Origin of the sequence: Brevibacterium sp. W7.2 (assembly GCF_018137945.1) — a bacterium.
Taxonomy (GTDB): Bacteria; Actinomycetota; Actinomycetes; order Actinomycetales; family Brevibacteriaceae; genus Brevibacterium; species Brevibacterium sanguinis.
Window position 1 is genome coordinate 1,424,704 of the sequence record NZ_CP073089.1, and the last position, 20,565, is coordinate 1,445,268.

Genomic DNA, 20,565 nt, shown 5'->3' on the forward strand with positions numbered 1-20,565 from the left:
GCTGCCTATCGCCGGTCCGGGGGACCCGGATTCGCGGGCGGATCCGGATGCGCCGGAGGGTCGGGGTTCACCGGGAGATCCGGCCGGTGCGCCGGAGGAGCAGCGGTCGCGGCGCCCGGTGCCGCCTCGGCGCCCTGACCACTGCCCGCGCGCACCGGACTCACGGCTTTGACGAGGGAGGCGATGACGCCCTCGAGCGGACCGCGCGGACTGACGAAGACCTTCCAGACGATCGCGAGGATGATGAAGGTCAGGGCGTGGATCGCGTACTCGGTCGTGATCTTCGCCGGGTCGGCCTGCTCGATCATCGGTGCCGGCTGGTAGAAGGGGTGCGTGATCTCGACGAGGACGACGTGGGCGGCGTAGACCGTCAGCGGCATCGATCCCGGAGCGCTCAGCGGTGCGAGCAGCCATGACCGCCGGCCGAGCAGGATCGCGGCGGCCTGGAGCACGGCGATCGCGGCGAGCGAGGTGCCGGCGGTGGAGATGAGATCGAACGGGGTCGCCGAATGCGGTCCCGCGATCGCCAGCCACCACCACGAATCCGGTGGTGTCACCCCGTAGCTGTTGATGAAGAGCGCGGCGTTGAGGTCGGCCCCCGAGGTGGCGGCGAGGGCTTCGAGCTCGGCGCGGCCGCCGGCGACGTCGAGAAGGAACCACGAGCCGCCGCGGCCGATGGCGAAGAGGGCGACCCCGGCGAGGAAGAGCGCCGTGAGGTGCCGGCCGATGTCGATCTTCGCGACCGCCATGCCGAGGAGGATGTAGGCCATCCACTGGAGGATCGGATAGTAGCCGGTGAAGACGAGGTCGGTGAGCATCGGGCCGAGCGACGCGAAGTCGAACCACGACATCGCCGAGTACGAGGTCTCGAGACCGTACGTGCTGCGCACCCACATCGACACGAGCGGGCTGAGGGCCATCCACAGCCCCGCGAGCGTGAAGAGCGCCCACGGCCGCAGCCGCAGGAAGAGCAGCGCGATGGCGAACATGACGCCGTAGTTGACGAGGATGACCGCGAGGTTCGTCGTGATCGCTCCGAGGAAGAGCCCGACGACGATGATCGACGCCGCCCGCACGAGGACTCCGGGCGCCACATCGCGGAGACGACCGGTGGCCTCAAGGGTGCCGCGGGTCGAGAGGACGAGCGAGCAGCCGGCGAGCACCGCGAAGAGCGCCGAGGCGCGACCGGAGAAGATCGCCGCCCACGTCGGGTCGCCCATCTCATCGGTGAGGGGGAAGATGTGGGTGACCATCATCGTCAGCAGCGCCAGTCCGCGGGCAGCGTCGAGACCGACGAGGCGGCCGGGCGGGCTCAGTCTGCTGACGAACCGCGCCGAGGCGGTCGCCGGTTGAGTGCTCATGGAACGATTCTCACATGTGAGCCCCCTGGGCCGGGTGTGAACGGTATGTTAATGCCATGACCTTCAATCCGAATGCTGACATCAGCTCGAACCGGACGAGTCGTCGCGGACGCAACACGGCGATCGCCGGCGGCGGTGTCGGAGTCATCGGCCTCCTCGTCTTCCTCGTCGGGCCTCTCCTCGGCGTCGACCTCAGCGGGTTCATCGACGATCCCGCGCTCGAGAGCGGCGGCGGAGGGAACATCTCCAACGAAGCCGCGATGGCCCAATGCGACACCGGCGCCGATGCCAACAAGTCGACCGACTGCCGGATGGCCGGGGCCCAGGTCGTCCTCGACGACTACTGGTCGCAGCAGGTCGAGGGATACACGCCGCCGCAGATGACGATCGTCGACGGGCAGACGTCGACGCAGTGCGGCACCGCCTCGAACGCCGTCGGTCCCTTCTACTGCCCGCCCGAGCAGGGCGTCTACATCGACCCGACGTTCTTCGGCGTGATGCGCGATCGCTTCGGCGCCTCCGCCGACGAGCTCGCCCAGCTCTACATCGTCGGCCACGAGTGGGGTCACCACATCCAGAACATCACCGGGACGATGGACCGGTACCCCAACAACGGCACCGGCCCCGAGAGCAACGGCGTGCGCACCGAACTCCAGGCCGACTGCTACGCCGGGGCCTGGCTCGGCGACGTCACGACCCTCACCGACGACAACGGCACCCCGTACCTCGAGCCGCCGACGCAGACGCAGATCGACGACGCCCTCAACGCCGCCTTCGTCGTCGGCGACGACTACATCCAGGGGCAGTCGGGCATGGTCAACCCCGAGAGCTTCACCCACGGGACGAGCGAACAGCGCCAGCGGTGGTTCACCGACGGCTACAACAAGGGCCTCGGCAGCTGCGACGCCTTCGCCGTGCCCGGCAGCCAGCTCTGAGGCGAGGCGGCTCTGAACCTACCAGCTCTCAGGCAGTCTGCTATGAACCAACCGGCTCCGAGGCAGCCGTGAGCGCCCCTTCCCCAGTTATCCATACCGTGATATGAATTACTGGTCGGCTTCACCTCGCGCATCGATCAAGGACGATCATGTCTCACCTCTTTCCCCATCTCTTCGAACCCATCACCCTCGGGTCACGGACCATCCGAAACCGCATCGTCTCATCCGGCCATGACACGGTCCTCGACGACCACGGGCAGATCGGCCCCGACCTCGTCGCCTACCACGAGGCGAGGGCCCGCGGCGGCTGCGGACTCATCGTCCTCCAAGTCTCCGGAGTCCACGAGACCGCGCGGTACACCAACCACGTCCTCATGGCCACCGACGACTCCGCGATCCCCGGTTACCGCGCCGTCGCCGAGGCGGTCCACCGGCACGGCGGAACGATCTTCGCCCAGCTCTTCCACCCCGGGCGCGAAGTCATGGAGGGTCAGGACGGCATGGCACCACGAGCCGTCGCACCGAGCGACGCACCGCAGGAGCGCTTCAAGGTCGTGCCCGAGGCGCTGAGCACCGCGGAGGTGAGAGACATCATCGCCGGATACGCGAGCTCGGCGGCGCGCATCGCCGGAAGCGGCATCGATGGCGTCGAGATCGTCGCGAGCCACGGCTACCTGCCCATCCAGTTCGTCAACCCGCGGATCAACACCCGCACCGACGACTACGGCGGCAGCCCCGAGAATCGCCGCCGCTTCCTCACCGAGGTCGTCGCCGGCGTCCGCGCCGCCGTCGGTCCCGACATCGTCGTGGGCCTGCGCATCTCGGGGGAGGAGAAGACCGAGGACGGCCTCGTCGCCGGAGAGATCCTCGACCTCATCGGCCACCTCGACGAGCAGGGCGCCCTCGACTACTTCTCCGTCACCGCCGGCGACTCCTCGACGCTCCAGGGCGCCGTCCACATCGTGCCGTCGATGCAGATCGAACCCGGCTATGCGACGTCCCTCTCGGCGCGGGTGAAGAAGGTCACCGACCTGCCCGTCATGGTCGCCGGCCGCATCAACCAGCCCCATGAGGCCGAATCCGCGATCGCCGAGGGCCGCACCGATATGGCGATCATGACCCGGGCGATGATCTGCGACCCCGACCTCGCCGAGAAGTCCGCCCGAGACGCCGTCGACGAGATCCGCGCATGCATCGGCTGCAACCAGGCGTGCATCGGCCACTTCCAGATGGGCGTGCCGATCTCGTGCATCCAGCACCCCGAAACCGGCCGCGAACTCACCTTCCTGCCCCGCCCGCACGTCCGGCGGCCGCGCCGCGTCCTCGTCATCGGCGGGGGACCGGGCGGACTCAAGGCCGCCGCGGTCGCCGCCGAACAGGGCGATGACGTCGTCCTCTGCGAAGCCGAGCCCCACCTCGGCGGGGCGGTGCTGCTCGCCCAGACCCTGCCCTATCGCGCGGAGTTCGGCGGGGCGGCGACGAACCTGTCCGCCGAGGCGGCCCGGGCCGGGGCCGAACTGCGCACTTCGACGCCGGTGACCCAGGAGATCCTCGCCGAGGTGGCCCCCGACCATGTCATCGTCGCCACCGGGGCGGTCGAGCGGATGCCCACCCTCGAGATCGCCGATGACGCCCTCGTCATCGGGGCCCGCGAGTACCTCAGTGAGCAGCCGCGGTTGCCGGCCGGACGCATCCTCGTCGCGGACTGGAAGGGCGACTGGATCGGGCTCGGGATCGCGCTCAGGCTCGCGGAGTCCGGGCATCTCGTCACGCTGGCCACGGCCGCGAACTTCGCCGGCGCCGCGATCCAGCAGTACACCCGCACCCTGCTCGTCTCCCAGGCGCTGCGGGTCGGGGTGGAGTTCCTGGGCGACGCCCGCCTCGTCGGCGTCGATGAGGACACCGGATACCTCCAGTCGACGCTGTGCGAGATCGTCCACGAAGTCGACGGGGTCGCGGCGACGATCGTGTCCGCAGCTCCCCGGGCGGCGGTGCCCGACCTCGACTTCGGACCGGCGAGCGTCGAGGTCATCGGGGACGCCCGGGCGCCGCGGACGGTCGAGGAGGCCGTGTACGAGGGACTTGTCGCCGCGAAGAACCTCGCGCAGACTGCGGCGGCGAGCGCATGAGCCCGCGCCCCCAGCTCGATCCGACAGCGGTCGCCGCGAGACGGACGGCGATCCTCGAGGCGACGATCGCCGAGATCGTCCGGCGCGGACCCGACGCCGTCCGGCTCAAGGACGTCGCCGCAGCGGCCGGAGTGTCCGTCGGCACGGTCCAGTACTACTTCGCGAACCGCGACGATCTCCTTCTCGAGGCGCTGTCGTCGCACAGCCGCTCGGTCATCGACGCGATCGAGCGCCTCGCCCGCGTCGACGGGAGCGCGTGGGATCGCCTGCGGGCGACGTTCGCCGCGGTCCCGACCGTCGAGTCGTATGAGCACCGGGCGATCGTGTGGGTCGAACTCGTTGCGGCCGCCCGCCGGAACCGGATCCTCGAGCAGTCCGTCGCCGAGGTGTTCGCCCGCTGGCGGGCGCACTTCCGTTCCCTCATCGACCTCGGCATCGCCGAGGGAAGCCTGACACCCCAGGCCGACACCAGCCTCATCGTCGACACGCTCATCGCCCAGATCGACGGTTTCGACCTCGCGATCGCCGCCGGCCGGGAGGGCCTCACCCCCGACCAGATCAGCGTGACCCTCGAAGCGACGGCCGCCGCCCTGCTGAGGGTCGATTCGACCGCAGTGACACGGCGTCCCTGACCGCGGGCACCCGCGTGCTCAGAGCCTCGCGATGGTCTGGACGTCGTCGCGGAACTCGCGGACCGTCTCCTCGGACACCGTGGCCCGGGTCGCGCGGAGCGCCTCGAGGTAGTTCTCCGTCGTCAGCACGTCCGAACGCGCGTCGATGGGCACCTGGTCCTTGCCGAGCGACGCCGCCAGCGCCTCCTGGGAGGCGCGTCTGGCCGCATACTCGATGTCGGCCGGGGTGAGCCCGGAGCTCGCATCGACGAGGGCATCGACATCGATGTCGGCGATGACATGATCGGGAATGTACCGGCTCCAGATCGCATGGCGCGCCGTCTCGTCGGGCAGGCCGATCGGGATGACGTAGTCGAAGCGGCCGTGCCGGAGGAACGCGGCGTCGAGGGCGCGGACGAAGTTCGTCGCACAGATGAGCAGCCGCCCCTCCCGATCCCGGAACTCCGCAACCTGCTTGAGCAGCTCGTTCGTCACGCCCTGCGTCGGCGACGGCGGTTCCCCGCCGCGCTTCGACGCGATCTCCTCGACCTCGTCGATGAAGACGACGGCATGCTCGAGCTCGCCGATCTGCTCGAACGAGGACCGCAGCCCCGCGGCCACGCCGCCGGGCTCCCCGGACAGCCGGGAGGGGAAGAGCTCGACGAACGGCCAGTCGAGGCGGGAGGCCACGGCCTTCGCGAACGTCGTCTTGCCGGTGCCCGGGGGGCCGAAGAGCATGACCGCGCGCGGCGGGACGACACCGAAATGATCCGCGAGGTCCGGTTCGGCCAGGGGCACGACGAGGCGGTCTTCGAGCATGTCCTTCTCCTGCTGCATCCCGCTCACCGCGTCCCACAGGTGACGGGGCAGGATCCGCCCGCCGACGCTGCGGAGCAGATCGAGTTCGCGCCGCTGCACGGGCATCTGCCGCTCGAGGTACCGCAGCTGCGAGCGCACCTGGAAGCCGTTGGACTCCAGGCCGGCGAACGCCGGGGACTCCTCGGGCACGAGGATCGACAGCTTGCCGAGGCCCAGCGGCATGAAATGGCGTTCGAGCGCATCGAGGAGACCCGCCTCGGCGGCATCGGTCTGCTCCACCTCGGCGAGGACATGGAAGAAGACGATCCACCCCTGCGCATGCGCGGCCCGGCCGACCGCGGCCCCGACGATCTCCTCACCCTGGACGGCGACGACGGCATGGTCGTTCTGGCAGGAGGCGATGACCTCGGGCAGGGAGTAGACGGGTGCGGACGTCGAGGACTGCGCGGACTCCCAGAGACGGACGATCCCGTCGAGGTCGTCGTCGTGGAAGTCGCGGATGCGGGTGCGGCTCATCGAACTCTCCTTCGGTGGGTGTCGCACGGGGCGTGTGCACAGCCTATGTGATCTGCATCTCAGCTCACCAGCCCGGGCCGCGGCGCACCCCGAGCCGGTGCCGCGAGGAGAGGGTGCTCAGCGGTATCCTTGTGGCATGGCGATTCTCGGGGACAGTGCGGCGGGCGCCGCAATCGATGCGTTCGGTACCGTCGGCACGGCAATGGTGACTCCGTTCAAGGACGACGGAAGCATCGACTGGGCCGGCGTGGAGAAGGTCGCCGATCACCTCGTGAGCCTCGGCAACGACATGCTCGTCGTCTCCGGCACGACGGGGGAGTCCCCGACGACGACCGACGAGGAGAAGATCGAGCTCCTGCGCGTCGTCCGCGGCGCGGTGGGCACCCGCGCGAAGCTCATCGCCGGCACCGGGAACAATGTCACCGCCCACACTGTTGACTTGAGCAGGCGATCGGCGGAAGCCGGGGCCGACGGCCTCCTCGTCGTCACCCCCTACTACTCGAAGCCGACGCAGGCGGCGATCGCCGCCCACATGCGGGAGGCGGCGGACTCCACCGACCTGCCCGTCATGCTCTACGACATCCCGGGCCGGTCGGGAGTCCCGATCGACACGGACACGCTCATCGGCCTCGGCGAGCATCCGAACATCCTCGCGGTCAAGGACGCCAAGGGCGACCTCTTCGCCTCCTCCCAGGTGATGGCCGCCTCGCCGCTGGCCTACTACTCGGGCGAGGACGCGCTCAACCTGCCGCTGCTCGCGATCGGCGCGGTCGGGATCGTCTCCGTCGCCGGTCACGTGTGCACCGACCGCTTCGCTCCGATGGTCGCCGCGGTCGCCGCGAACGACCTCGACACCGCACGCCGACTCAGCACCGAGTCGGCCGGCATCGTCGATGCCCTCATGAACCACATGCCGGGAGTCCTCTCGGCGAAGGCCGCACTGCAGGCCCAAGGAATACTTGACAACCGCGGTACCCGGATGCCGCTGCTCCCAGCAGATGAGGAGCAGACGGCGTTCGTCACCGCCCAACTGACCAGGAGTGGTTACCTCAGTGAATAATGCATTGACCCAAGAACTCGCGCTGCCGCCGAAGATGGATCCGGAAGCCGTCCGGATCGTCGCCCTCGGCGGCCTCGGCGAGGTCGGGCGCAACATGACCGTGTTCGAATACCACGGCAAGATCCTCATCGTCGACGCCGGCGTCCTCTTCCCCGAGGAGGAGCAGCCCGGTGTCGACCTCATCCTCCCCGATTTCTCCTACCTCGACGACCGCCTCGACGACATCGTCGGCCTCGTCCTCACCCACGGCCACGAAGACCACATCGGCGCCGTGCCCTACCTCCTCAAGCGCAAGCCCGACATCCCGATCCTCGGATCGAAGCTGACGATCGCCCTCATCGAGGCGAAGCTCAAGGAGCACCGCATCAAGGCGGTCACCCGCGTCGTCAAGGCCGGTGACACGGACCAGCTCGGTCCCTTCGACCTCGAGTTCGTCGCCGTCAACCATTCGATCCCCGACGCGCTCGCCGTCTTCATCCGCACCGGCGCCGGCAACATCCTCCACACCGGCGACTTCAAGATGGACCAGCTCCCGCTCGACGGTCGGATCACGGACCTCCGTGCCTTCGCCCGCCTCGGCGAGGAGGGCGTCGACCTCTTCATGACGGACTCGACGAACGCCGAGGTGCCCGGCTTCACGGCGCTTGAGAAGGACATCGGTCCCGTCCTCGAAAACCTCTTCGGCCACGCCGAGCGCCGCATCATCGTCGCGTCGTTCTCCTCCCACGTCCACCGCGTCCAGCAGGTCCTCGACGCCGCGAGCGCGCACGGTCGCAAGGTCGCCCTCGTCGGCCGGTCGATGGTGCGCAACATGAAGATCGCCGCGGACCTCGGCTACCTCCACGTGCCCCAGGGCGTCCTCATCGACATCAAGGACGTCGACGACCTGCCCGATGACCAGGTCGTCCTCATGTGCACCGGGTCCCAGGGCGAGCCGATGGCCGCGCTGTCGCGGATGGCCAACCGCAACCACCGCATCGAGGTCGGCGACGGCGACACCGTCATCCTCGCGTCCTCGCTCATCCCCGGCAACGAGAACTCCGTGTTCAAGGTCATCAACGGCCTGATGAAGCTCGGCGCGAAAGTGATCTCGAAGGCCGATGCGAAGGTCCACGTCTCCGGTCACGCGTCCGGCGGCGAGCTCCTCTACTGCTACAACATCGTCCAGCCCCGCGGTGTCATGCCCGTGCACGGCGAATGGCGGCACCTGCTCGCCAATGCCCGCCACGCCGAGGCGACCGGAGTCGATCCCGACAACATCGTCCTCGCCGACGACGGCTGGGTCGTCGACCTCAAGGACGGCCACGCCGAGGTGGTCGGGGCCGTGGACTGCAACTACGTCTTCGTCGACGGCTCCTCCGTCGGTGAGATCACCGAGGCGGACCTCAAGGACCGTCTCGTCCTCGCCGGTGAGGGCTTCGTGACGATCTTCCTCGCCGTCGACAGCCAGACGAAGACCGTCATCGCCGGCCCGGAGATCCACGCCCGCGGCGTCGCCGAGTCCGACGACGTCTTCGACTCGATCATCCCGAAGGTGACGAAGGCGATCGAAGAGGCGCTCGAGTCCGGCACGACCGACCAGTACCAGCTGCAGCAGGTCGTCCGCCGCACCGTCGGCCGCTGGGTGTCCTCGAAGCTTCGCCGCAAGCCGATGATCGTCCCGATGGTCGTCATCGTCTGAGACTCTGTGCCCTGAGTCCACCGTGAGAGCGCGGTGAGCCGAGATCAGCGAGGTGCTCTGCACCGCGCCGGAATCGGTTCACCGCGCTTTCGCTGTCCAGAACGACCTGAAGTCAGTGCCCGTCCCGATGACACCCGGGCCGCAGTGAGTTCCGGACGCAGAGTGTCGATTTCGGACTCGATCATCGACACTCTGCGTCCGGAGGACAGTGCCGCGGGGCGTTCGAAGCGTCGGTTCAGCGCGTATTTGTCGTTTCACCGCTTATTTGCCGTATCAGGGCGTCGGTGCAAGGGGCGGTCGGGCGTGCGGCGCCGCGCTGGGGTGGTTGCGGGCGGTCGCGGCCGAGTCGAGGTCGTTCTGGACAGATTTCAGCGCGTTTTCTCTGTCCAAAGTGCCCTGAAGTCGGTGGCTCAGCCTTGCAGCACCCGAGCCATAGTGAGTTCCGGACGCAGAGTGTCGATCTCGGACTCGATCATCGACACTCTGCGTCCGGGAAACGGCGTCGCGGGGCGATCGAAGCGTCCGTTCGGCGCGTAAGTGTCGGGTCACTGCGTAATTGTCGCCCCAGTGCGTCGGTGCGCGTGGCGGACGGGCGTGCGGCGCCCTGCTGGGGTGGTTGCGGGCTGGTCGCGGCCGAGTCGAGGTCGTTCTGGACAGATTTCGGCGCGTTTTCTCTGTCCAGAACGACCTGAAGTCGGTGTCCCAGCCGGAAGTCGCTCCCGGGGAAACCGGCCCGCCAACCCCTCACGTCGCGGGGACGAGGGGCTTCCCGGACGACCGGCGGGCGAGGACGACGAGCACGGCGAGACCGACGATGATCGCGCAGAGCACGACCGTGCCGGCGTTCGCGCCGAGGCCGTTGATGCCGATGAATGCGAGCGCACCGGCAGTGAGCGCATAGACGAGCATGGGGATCGAGGTGCGCCGGATGAGCTCGCCCTCGCGCCCGATGAGACCCACCGTCGCCGAGGCGGCCACGACGTTGTGGACGGCGACCATGTTCCCGGCCGCCCCGCCCACCGCTTGGGCGGCGACGACGGTCTCGGGGGAGGCTGCGCCGATCGCGACGCCGGTGGAGAACTGGAACTGGGAGAACATGATGTTCGAGACCGTGTTCGACCCGGCGACGAACGCTCCGAGCGCCCCGATGAAGGGGGCGAGCAGCGGCCAGGCGTCGCCGACGGTGGAGGCGGCCGCCTCGGCGAGGGTGACCGGCATCGATTCCAACCCGGCGTTGTTGTAGTCCGGGCCTGAGTTGATGAACACCCGCACAAGGGGCAGGGAGCACAGGAGCGCGACGGCGGCGCCGGCGATCTGCGCGCCGGCGATCGACCACGACGACCCGATCTGCTCGCGCGTCATCCGGTGGATGAGGTAGGTCAGTCCGCACGCGAGGACGAAGATTGCGCCCGGAGACCAGAGGAGATCCATGTTCTGGCTGATCGGGGTGCCGAAGATGCCCTCGACCTTGATGACGGCCGGACCGTTGAGGAACTCCTTGACCGGCGGCACGTTGCGGGTGAAGAGGAGGAGGGCGACGACGATGAGGTAGGGCGCCCACGCCCGGGCCAGGGACATCTTCTTCGTCAGGTGCGCGGCCTCGTCGGCGGGGTCGACGGTGCCCATCCAGAACGCCGGCCACTGGCTGCGGGGCGCGAAGTCCCAGATCTTCTTCGGCATGAGGAAGCCCATCCGCGAGGTCGTCACGACGATCGCGAGACCGATGAGCCCGCCGAGGAGGGAGGGGAACTCGGGACCGAGGAAGATGGCGACGAGGAGGTAGGGCACGATCATCGCAAACGCCGAGTAGATCGCGAACGGGGCGACGGCGAGCCCGTCGGCGAAGCGGCGGCGCTCTCCGAAGAACCCCGTCATCAGGCAGGCGAGGAGGAGCGGGATGAGGATGCCGCAGACGGCGTGGATGAGGGCGACCTGGACAGCCGTGTGCGCGATGAAGCCGGACTGGTCGAGCCCGAGCTGGGCGGCGCGGGCGGCGACGTCGGGCGACATGCTCCCGTCCTCCTGGGCCAGCCCCGTGCCGATGCCGACGATCATCGGCGTGCCCACCGCCCCGAAGCTCACCGGCGTCGACTGGATGATGAGGCCGGCGAGGACGGCGGCGATCGCCGGGAATCCGAGGGCGAGCATGAGCGGGGCGACGACGGCGGCGGGGGTGCCGAAGCCGGCGGCGCCCTCGATGAACGAGCCGAAGAGCCACGCGACGATGATGACCTGCACGCGCCGGTCAGGCGAGATCGAGACGAAGCCGGCCCGGATCGTCTCGATCGCTCCCGACCGGGTGATCGTCGCGAGGAGGAGCAGCGCCCCGAAGACGATCCACAGCAGGCCGATGGCCACGAGGAGGCCCTGGACGACGGAGGCGGCGATCGTCACCCACTCGATCTGCCATGCGAAGTTCGCGATGAGCGCGGCGGCGACGAGGCCGATCGGCATCGCGTACTTCGCCGGCCAGCGGAAGCCGATGAGGAGGATCCCCGCGAGCAGGATCGGGGTGAGGGCAAGGAGTGCGGCTACGGCCAGGTTGTCCATCGTCGTGTCCGATCCGTGGCGGCGCTGCCACTTCGAGGAGTGGCACACGTGCCACGCGGAGGAACGGTGACGCTGTCACCTGGAGGGACGGCAACGGTGCCACCGGTGCGGCCGCGGACGACCACGGCGTTGAGGTCATTGTCCTGTGCGGGACGGAGGTGGTCAAGGAACCACGCGGGGCGGGCCGCCGGGCTCTTGAGTCCCCGCGTGAGTGTCGATAGTGTCAGAGCAGTGGCGCTTGTCGGACAGCGGCGAACGCAGGCACGGCACCAGGCCGGGGACGAAGGAGTCGGTTGTCATGACGTACATCAGCAGAGAGTCCGCTGACCAGGTCCCCGGACTGCCCGAGGTCGTCGACGCCGACACGTGGCGCAATGCCCGGGCGGAGATCCTCGACCGGGAGAAGGCCCACACCGCCGAGGCGGACGCCATCGCCGCCGCCCGCCGCACACTGCCGATGGTCGAGATCGACGGGGACGCCGAAGTCCACGGCGAGGACGGCCCGGTCGCCTTCCGCGACCTCTTCGACGGCCGCGACGAGCTCATCGTCTACAAGCACATGTGGTACGACGGGGCACCCCACCAGGGACAGTGCGAAGGCTGCACCGCGGTGGCATGGAGTCTGCGCGACTCGGTCTACCTCAACGCCCGCGGCGTCTCGTTCGCCGTCCTCACCTCCGGCGCCTGGTCCGAGGTGCGCCCGTTCGTCCACTTCATGGGCTATGAGCAGCCGTGGTATTCCGTGCGCGGTCTCGACGAGCCGCTCGGCGGGGACATGGGCTCCCTGCTCAGCTTCGTGCGCCGAGGCGACCGGGTGTTCCTCACCTATGCGACGACCGGACGGGGTGTCGAACCGGTGACCGGGTTCCTCGGTCTGCTCGACATGACTCCGCTCGGCAGGCGCGAGGGCTGGGAGAAGGTGCCCGAGGGCTGGCCAGAGGTCCCCGACGCCGGATCGCCGGTGGGCGGGCGCGGCACCCCGGTCGGCTGGTACTGGCGCACCGACGACACGGGTGCCGCGACGTGGGGACCGACGAGTCGACCGGTGCCCCAGTGGACCCGCCACGGGGCGGCGCCGGTGACCTCGCTCGGACGCAACGGCCACAACCACTGACGCGCGGACGCAGCGGTCGACGCGGACGGGGGAGCCACCTCGGCGAGGTGAGTCGAGGAGCCGGGAACGGCGGTTTGACGAGATGTGTATCACAACATATTCTTTCGGTGTGTGAACAAACAATTTCACGATGTGAAAGTTTCGCCGGCCAAACCCCGCTGCCCGCGATACTCGACGCACCGGCCCCGGTGCGACAAAAAGGAGAACCACCGATGACTGCTCATATCGAGAACCTCGACATTCCCGCCGGGATGGAGATCACCGGCGAACTGCCGGACGGCGCGGAGAAGGTCCTCACTCCGGAAGCGCTCAAGCTCATCGTCGAGCTGCACCGGAAGTTCAACGGCGACCGGCTCGAGCGGCTCGAAGCTCGTCGGGTTCGCCAGCAGGAGATCGCCAATGGGGTCGATCTCGACTTCCTTCCCGAGACCAAGGAGATCCGCGAGGACGAGAGCTGGCAGGTCGCCCCGCCGGCGCCCGGGCTCGAGGACCGTCGCGTCGAGGTCACCGGTCCGACGTACAAGAAGATGACGATCAACGCGCTCAACTCGGGCGCGAAGGTGTGGCTGGCCGACCAGGAGGACGCGAACACCCCGCAGTGGGATTCGGTCATCGGCGGTCAGATCAACCTCCTCGACGCCCTCAACCGCGAGATCGACTTCACCTCGCCCGAGGGCAAGGAGTACACGCTCGCCCCCGACGAGGAGCTGCCGACGATCGTCGTGCGCCCCCGCGGCTGGCACATGCCGGAGAAGCACATCCTCGTCGACGGTGAGGAGACCTCGGGATCGCTCGTCGACTTCGCGCTCTACTTCGCCACCGCCGGTCAGAAGCAGATCGAGAAGGGCAAGGGCCCGTACTTCTACCTCGCGAAGATGGAGTCCCACCTCGAGGCGCGGCTGTGGAACCAGGTCTTCGAGTACGCCGAAGACGCCTTCGGCCTGGCCCGCGGCACGATCCGCGCGACGGTGCTCATCGAGACCTACCCCGCGGCGTTCGAGATGGAGGAGATCCTCTACGAGCTGCGCGAGCACTCGGCCGGGCTCAACGCCGGGCGCTGGGACTACATCTTCTCCGTCATCAAGAACTTCCGCTCCCGCGGCGCCGACTACCTGCTGCCCGACCGCTCGGACGTGACGATGACGGTGCCGTTCATGCGCGCCTACACCGAGCTGCTCGTGCGCACGTGCCACAAGCGCGGGGCCCACGCGATCGGCGGTATGAGCGCGTTCGTGCCGGCGAAGGACCCGGCGGCCAACGAGGCGGCGTTCGCCAAGGTCCGCGAGGACAAGTCCCGTGAGGCCGGCAACGGATTCGACGGCTCGTGGGTCGCGCACCCGGGCATGGTGGCCCTGTGCAAGGAGGTCTTCACCGAGACCCTCGGCGACAAGCCCAACCAGATCGACAACAAGCGCGAGGACGTCTCCGTCACGGCCGCCGAACTCCTCGACGTCAAGTCGACGCCGGGCGCCATCACCGAGGCGGGGCTGCGGACGAATATCAACGTCGGCATCCAGTACCTGCGGGCGTGGCTCGAGGGCAACGGCGCGGTCGCGATCCACGGGCTCATGGAGGACGCCGCGACCGCGGAGATCTCCCGCTCGCAGGTGTGGCAGTGGCTCGACGCCGGGGTCGAACTCGACACCGGTGAGACGGTGACCCGGGAGCTCGTCGAGAAGCTCGTCGCCGAGGAGGTCGCCGGCCTCCCCGGTGACCCCGCGGACTGGAAGGACGCCACCGACCTCTTCCTCTCCGTGGCCGTGGCGCCGGACTACGTCGACTTCCTCACCCTGCCTGCGTACGCGAAGATGGACTGAGCCCGGGGTCGGGTCGTGCGGCGCGGTCGACTCGGACGGGTCGTCCGCGCGGCCCTGTCGCCCCCGCCCGGTCTGGTTCGCGCGGCCCCGTCGGCCCCGCCCGGTCTGGTTCGCGCGGCCCTGTCGGCCCCGCCCGGTCTGGTTCGCGCGGCCGTTCGGACGGCTCCGTTGCTTTGACGCGGTGAACCGGCAAATACGCCCTCAGCTGAGGGCGTATTTGCCGTTTCACCGCGTCAGTGTTTCCCAGCCCGTTGTGTCACCGCGTAACTGTCGGTTCACTGCGTATGTGTCGCGCCAGGGCGTCGGCGGGTGGCGCGGCCGGGCCTGCGGCACTGTTCTGGGCTGGGTTGTTGGGCGTTGCGGCCGAATCGAGGTCGTTCTGGACAGGTTTCGGCGCGTTCTCTCTGCCCAGAACGTCCTGAAGTCGGTGCCCAGCCCGGTGGCACCCGGGGCGCTGAGAGTTCCGGACGCAGAGTGTTGATTTCGGACTCGATGATCGACACTCTGCGTCCGGAGGACAGCGCCGTGCCGCGTTCGAGGCGTCGGTTCGGCGCGTAGGTGTCGGTTCACTGCGTTGGAATAGTTCGCCGAGGTGAGGTGCCGGACGGTGGTCCCTCGCCGAGACGGTCCCCGCAGACCGTGCAGGTTCGCCGAGGCGGCCCCACGTGTCACGACGCGGGGGTGGAGTTCGCGAGTGCGTCGAGTTCGCGGGGGAGGGTGCGCATCCCGGCCAGCGGCGAGATGAGCACGGGCAACGCGGAGAGCACGGCGAGGCCCGCAAAGATCCACAAGGTGGGTACGATGCCGATCGCGTGTGCGATGGTCCCGCCGAGGAACGCGCCGATCGGCATCGGTCCCCACACGAGGAAGCGGATCGAGGCGTTCATCCGCCCGAGCAGCGGTTTCGGGCACAGACGCTGGCGGAAGCTCACCTGCGCGACGTTGTAGACGACGACCATCCCCGAGAGGACGAGCCAGCCGAGGAGCAGGGTCGGCAGGGCCGGCAGCACTGAGGCGGCCGGCACGGTGAGGAAGCAGAGGCCGCCGATCACGGCCGAGACGGCGATCGACCGGCCCTCGCCGACGACCTTCTGCACCCACGACGAGCTCAGTGCTCCGAGGATCCCGCCGACAGCCCCGATCGACATGACGAGCCCGAGCTGGAACTCATCGAGTTCGAGCGTGCGCAGCGCGTAGAGGACGAGGAGGCCGAAGACCGCGGAGGACGCGAGGTTCGTCAGGCCCGTGCAGGCGACGATGCGACGCAGCAGCGGGTGGCTGAGGACGAAGGCGAGGCCCTCGCGGATGTCGGCGATGAGCGTCGTGTCGGTGCCCGCGTCCGGCCGGTCCTCCTGGTGGCGGATCCGGCTGACGAAGAGGCTCGAGAGCGCCATGCACACACTCGTCACTCCGACCGTCAGGGGTCCGCCGATGAGCCCGACGAGACCGGATGCCGCGGATGGTCCGACGACGGACGCCGTCTGCTGGCTCGCCTGGAGCTTCCCGTTGCCGTCGCTGATCTGGTCGCCGGCGACGATCTCGGGCAGGTACGACTGGTTGGCGACGTCGAAGAAGACGGTGACGACGCCGACAAGGGCGGCGATGATCCACAGCTGGCCGATCGAGAGCAGGTCGAGGGCCCATGCCAGGGGGATCGTCAGCAGGAGTCCGGCGCGCACGAGGTCGCCGGCCACGATGATGCGCTTCTTGCGCATCCGGTCGACCCAGGCGCCGGCAGGCAGGCTGATGAGGAGGAACGCCGCGGATTCGAGCGCGGCGAGGACCCCCATCTCGAAGGCGTTCGCGTGGAGCAGCTGGACGGCGATGAGGGGGAGGGCGAAGAGGACGAACTGGTTGCCGAAGACGGAGACCGTGTCGCCCATCCACAGCTGCCGGAAGTCATGGTGCCGCCACAGAGAGCGTGATGGGGCTCGGTCAGCCGTCGGTGACTGCTCCTCATGCGATGCGGTCGGCAGATGCGGTAGCGGCGGACTCGTCGGCACCGTGGGTGCACTCGGTGGGATGGGGCCGTCGGTCGCATGGTCCGGCCGGGATTCGGTGGGGTCGTGTGGGGTCATCGGCTCTTCTTCGAGTCAGGGTGATGAGCAGTGATCGGCGATCGCCGAAGGGCCGGCGATCGGCAGTGATTGAGTTCTCTCAATCACCAGTGTGGCACCGGAGCGCTCATCCGGCAATACAGTCATTGACTTCTGCCAATCGTTGGTTAGCGTGGAGGGCATGAGTGCGGAGGCAGGAGGCGGCGACGCGGATCGACCGCCGCGTGACGCCGAGCGCGTGGCCCGAGCGATCGAGCGCCGCGACGCCACCGATGCCGAGGCGAAGGCGCTCGCCTCGAGCGTGCGCATCCGCATCCTGCGCCTGACCCTTTCCGAGGCGCTGACCAACCGGGAGATCGCCGAGGCGGCGGGCCTCAATCCCGCGACCGCGCTCCATCATGTGCGGATGCTCGTTGACACCGGGTTCCTCGAGGCTCAGGAGGTGCGTCGCGGTCGGCGCGGAGCTCGCGAGATCCCCTACCTCGCGACGGGCAAGAGCTGGTATCTCGATCTCGGTGACGAAGTGGCGAATCCGATGATCGAGGCCTTCACCGCCGAGTTCGCCGCCGCGCCCTCCAGCGAACGGACGATGAGCAGGATGGCCGCGATGCTCACCGCCGAGGAGGTCGACGAGTTCCGGCAGCGCCTCGAGGACCTGCTCGAGGACTTCCGCTCACAGAACTCCGTCGATCGCGACGACGGTGCTGAGGTGCGCGAGTGGGCGGTCTTCGTCGCGATGCACCCGAGCGCGCGCCCCAGCGCTCCCGGCGACCGCCTCGGCGCCTCTGACGGCGAACAGCCGCCGACGCGGTGAACCGACAAATACGCCCTTTCCTAAGGGCGTAACTGCAGTGTCACCGCGTCGGTGCTCGCGGTCGACCGGAGAGCGCCGCCAAGGCGCGCCGAAACCTGCGGATTTGCCGGGATCGCGCGCCGAATCACCTTAGGATATGGAGCATGGCGACCAGAACGACTTCCCCCGCTTCTGGCACCGGCAAGCGCTCTGCCTCGAAGGCGAAGGGTGGTTCCGGACAAGCGGGGACCGAAGACCCCGGGACAAACGTTGTCACCGGTGCGTGGAGGGGAGTGGCCCACATGGCCGGCAACCGTGCGCGAAAGATCCTCAGCGACGAACCGGACGAGCAGTCCCCGACGAAGAGGGACGGCACCGCGTTCTTCCTCATCGGCCTCTCGATCGTCATCGCCGCCTTCGAATGGTGGAACATCCCCGGCGCGATCAGCGACGTCGTCCGCAACGTCGTCGAGGGCACCTTCGGCCGCGTGGCCCTGGCCCTGCCCGTGATCTTCACCGGCTACGCGATCCGCCTGTTCCTCCGCGGCGACGACAACCGCGGCAACAACCGGATCCTCATCGGCATCATCCTCCTGCTGCTCTCGGCCGCGGGACTCGCCCACATCGCGGCTGGCAACCCGACGTTCGTCAACTCGCGCGAGGCGATGGCCAACGGCGGCGGGGCGCTCGGCTTCGTCGTCTCCTCACCGCTCGTCGTCGCGACGACCGTCTACGTCGCCGTGCCGCTGCTCGTCCTCCTCGGACTCTTCTCCCTCCTCGTCATCACCGCGACCCCCGTCCGGGCGATCCCGCGGCGACTGACCGCGCTCTACCAGCGCCTCACCGGCGGTGCCCGCCCCGCCCCGGAGACCGCCGACGCCGAGGCCAGTGCCACCGACCTCGTCGCCGAGAACACCCACACCTCGAGCCTCAAACCGGTCATGGGCGCCAAGCGCCGGAGCCGGAAGAAGAAGACGGAGATCCCCGAGCTCGACCCGCCGGTCGACGACGACCTCGCCGACAAGGCCTACGACAAGGCCTACATCCGCGAGGAGGAGGTCTCCGACGAAGAGGCCGACACGACGGTCATCGACACCGAGCCGAAGTTCAAGCCCGGGGAGCGCCGCCCGACGAAGGCCGAACGCGAGGCCTCGGCGCTGAAGAAGGCCATCGGGATGTCCGACGACGCCCCGACCGTCGCGCACCAGACCAGCTCCGCCGCCGCCTCGGCGCCGGTGCCGACGACGAACACCCCGGCACCGCCTCCCACCGAGCAGCTGCCCGAACGCGTCGAACAGCTCACGCTCGCCGGCGACGTCACCTACACCCTGCCGAACTCCGACTACCTCGTTCCCGGCCCCCCGGCCAAGGAGCGCTCGGAGGCCAACGACCGCGTCGTCGAGGCCCTCCGCGACGTCCTCGAGCAGTTCAAGATCGACGCCCAGGTCACCGGCTTCTCCCGCGGCCCGACGGTGACCCGCTACGAGGTCGAACTCGGCGCGGGCACGAAGGTCGAGAAGGTCACGGCGCTGAGCAAGAACATCGCCTACGCCGTGGCCAGCGCCGATGTCCGCATCCTCTCGCCGATCCCCGGCAAGAAGGCCATCGGCATCGAGATCCCGAACTCCGACCGGGAGAACGTCGCCCTCGGCGACGTGCTGCGCTCGAAGGCCGCCCGCAAGACCGACCACCCGATGGTCATGGGCGTGGGCAAGGACGTCGAAGGCGGGTTCGTCGTCGCCGACCTCTCGAAGATGCCCCACCTCCTCGTCGCCGGTGCCACCGGCGCCGGCAAGTCGAGCTTCGTCAACTCGATGATCACCTCGATCATGATGCGTGCGACCCCCGACGAGGTCCGGATGATCCTCGTCGACCCCAAGCGCGTGGAGCTGACGATCTACGAGGGCATCCCGCACCTCATCACCCCGATCATCACGAACCCGAAGAAGGCCGCCGAGGCGCTCGAATGGGTCGTGCGCGAGATGGACGCCCGCTACGACGACCTCGCGAACTTCGGGTTCAAGCACATCAAGGAGTTCAACAAGGCCGTCCGCGAGGGCCGCGTCCAGGTGCCCGCCGGGTCCGAGCGCGTCCTCCAGCCCTACCCGTACCTCCTCGTCGTCGTCGACGAGCTCGCCGACCTCATGATGGTCGCCCCGCGCGACGTCGAGGCCTCGATCCAGCGGATCACGCAGCTCGCCCGCGCCGCCGGCATCCACCTCGTGCTCGCCACGCAGCGCCCCAGCGTCGACGTCGTCACCGGCCTCATCAAGGCCAACGTGCCCTCGCGGCTGGCGTTCGCGACCTCGTCGCTGGCCGACTCCCGGGTCGTCCTCGACCAGCCGGGCGCGGAGAAGCTCATCGGCCAGGGTGACGCCCTGTTCCTCCCGATGGGCGCCGCGAAGCCGATGCGCGTCCAGGGCGCGTGGGTCAACGAGTCGGAGATCGAGAAGGTCGTCGAGCACGTCAAGGGCCAGCTCACCCCGAACTACCGGGAGGACGTCGCCGTCGAGGCGCCGAAGAAGCAGATCGACGAGGAGATCGGCGACGACCTCGAACTCCTCCTCCAGGCCGCCGAGCAGGTCGTGACGACCCAGTTCGGCTCGACGTCGATGCTCCAGCGCAAGCTGCGCGTCGGCTTCGCGAAGGCCGGCCGCCTCATGGACCTCATGGAGTCCCGCGGCATCGTCGGACCCTCCGAGGGCTCGAAGGCCCGCGACGTCCTCGTCCGCCCCGAGGATCTCCCGGCCACCCTCGCCGTCATCAAGGGGGAGACCCCGCCCGCCGAGGCGGGGGCCGGCAGTGCGCCATCGGCCGCCGACGACTTCGCCGAGGACTTCGACGACGAGGACGGCTACGGCGCGACCGGCGACGATCGCGGCGACCACGGTCCGTCGTCCGCGGGAGGGTCGGCCGCCTCGGCGCGCACCGATCCCTACGCCAACGGCGTCGGACACGCCGAGGACCTCCAGGTCGGCGACATCGACCCGGAGACCGGACTCGAAGTCGTCGAGGCCTCCGGAGAGGACGCCTGGCAGCTGACGGGACGCTGACGACCGCGAAGCCGGCCACCGATCGGGGTGGCCGGCTTCGTGCTGTCCGCTGCGTTGCCTCGGCTGCAT

Annotated in this window: 13 protein-coding genes; 9 read left to right on the top strand and 4 right to left on the bottom strand. The window is 68.9% G+C overall.

The window, feature by feature from the left end:
- Nucleotides 1–5 precede the first annotated feature (5 nt).
- Nucleotides 6–1,361: a heparan-alpha-glucosaminide N-acetyltransferase domain-containing protein gene (locus tag J9315_RS06405; RefSeq protein WP_211979042.1), complete on the bottom strand. Its 1,356-nt coding sequence runs from the start codon at nt 1,359–1,361 to the stop codon at nt 6–8.
- A gap of 56 nt (nt 1,362–1,417) precedes the next feature.
- On the opposite strand from J9315_RS06405, the gene J9315_RS06410 reads away from it, so the two are divergent.
- From J9315_RS06410 to J9315_RS06420, 3 genes are all read left to right on the top strand, one after another.
- Complete coding sequence (locus J9315_RS06410) at nt 1,418–2,296, top strand: neutral zinc metallopeptidase (RefSeq protein WP_211979043.1); 879 nt, start codon at nt 1,418–1,420, stop codon at nt 2,294–2,296.
- Between the two features lie 149 nt (nt 2,297–2,445).
- Nucleotides 2,446–4,425: an FAD-dependent oxidoreductase gene (locus J9315_RS06415; protein ID WP_211979044.1), complete on the top strand. Its 1,980-nt coding sequence runs from the start codon at nt 2,446–2,448 to the stop codon at nt 4,423–4,425.
- A complete protein-coding gene (locus J9315_RS06420; RefSeq protein WP_211979045.1) occupies nt 4,422–5,057 on the top strand; it encodes a TetR/AcrR family transcriptional regulator in 636 nt (211 codons plus the stop codon). The genes J9315_RS06415 and J9315_RS06420 overlap by 4 nt, the downstream gene beginning before the upstream one ends.
- Before the next feature lie 18 nt (nt 5,058–5,075).
- Here J9315_RS06420 and J9315_RS06425 read toward each other — a convergent pair whose 3' ends face one another.
- Complete coding sequence (locus tag J9315_RS06425; protein ID WP_198499110.1) at nt 5,076–6,371, bottom strand: AAA family ATPase; 1,296 nt, start codon at nt 6,369–6,371, stop codon at nt 5,076–5,078.
- A gap of 136 nt (nt 6,372–6,507) precedes the next feature.
- On the opposite strand from J9315_RS06425, the gene dapA reads away from it, so the two are divergent.
- Nucleotides 6,508–7,431, top strand: coding sequence for a 4-hydroxy-tetrahydrodipicolinate synthase (dapA, locus tag J9315_RS06430; protein WP_211979046.1), 924 nt, complete (start codon nt 6,508–6,510; stop codon nt 7,429–7,431).
- Between the two features lie 34 nt (nt 7,432–7,465).
- A complete protein-coding gene (locus J9315_RS06435; RefSeq protein WP_137826361.1) occupies nt 7,466–9,112 on the top strand; it encodes a ribonuclease J in 1,647 nt (548 codons plus the stop codon).
- Between the two features lie 744 nt (nt 9,113–9,856).
- On the opposite strand, the gene J9315_RS06440 is transcribed toward J9315_RS06435, so the two are convergent.
- On the bottom strand, nt 9,857–11,662 hold the full coding sequence (locus J9315_RS06440) for an L-lactate permease (protein WP_211979047.1): 1,806 nt from the start codon (nt 11,660–11,662) through the stop codon (nt 9,857–9,859).
- A gap of 298 nt (nt 11,663–11,960) precedes the next feature.
- Between J9315_RS06440 and J9315_RS06445 the strand changes: the two genes are divergently transcribed.
- Together J9315_RS06445 and aceB are read left to right on the top strand one after the other, a co-directional pair.
- Entirely contained in the window at nt 11,961–12,776 is an 816-nt protein-coding gene (locus tag J9315_RS06445; protein WP_211979048.1) for a DUF899 family protein, read from the top strand.
- A gap of 212 nt (nt 12,777–12,988) precedes the next feature.
- Nucleotides 12,989–14,593 carry a malate synthase A gene (gene aceB, locus J9315_RS06450; RefSeq protein WP_211979049.1) on the top strand — a complete coding sequence of 535 codons (1,605 nt, stop codon included), beginning with the start codon at nt 12,989–12,991 and terminating at the stop codon, nt 14,591–14,593.
- 668 nt (nt 14,594–15,261) lie between these two features.
- Here the strand turns inward: aceB and J9315_RS06455 are convergent.
- Complete coding sequence (locus J9315_RS06455; RefSeq protein WP_211979050.1) at nt 15,262–16,671, bottom strand: MFS transporter; 1,410 nt, start codon at nt 16,669–16,671, stop codon at nt 15,262–15,264.
- Between the two features lie 160 nt (nt 16,672–16,831).
- Between J9315_RS06455 and J9315_RS06460 the strand changes: the two genes are divergently transcribed.
- Both J9315_RS06460 and J9315_RS06465 read left to right on the top strand, forming a co-directional pair.
- On the top strand, nt 16,832–17,464 hold the full coding sequence (locus tag J9315_RS06460; RefSeq protein WP_211979051.1) for a winged helix-turn-helix domain-containing protein: 633 nt from the start codon (nt 16,832–16,834) through the stop codon (nt 17,462–17,464).
- Nucleotides 17,465–17,745: 281 nt separating this feature from the next.
- Nucleotides 17,746–20,496: a DNA translocase FtsK gene (locus tag J9315_RS06465; RefSeq protein WP_211979052.1), complete on the top strand. Its 2,751-nt coding sequence runs from the start codon at nt 17,746–17,748 to the stop codon at nt 20,494–20,496.
- Nucleotides 20,497–20,565: the final 69 nt, after the last annotated feature.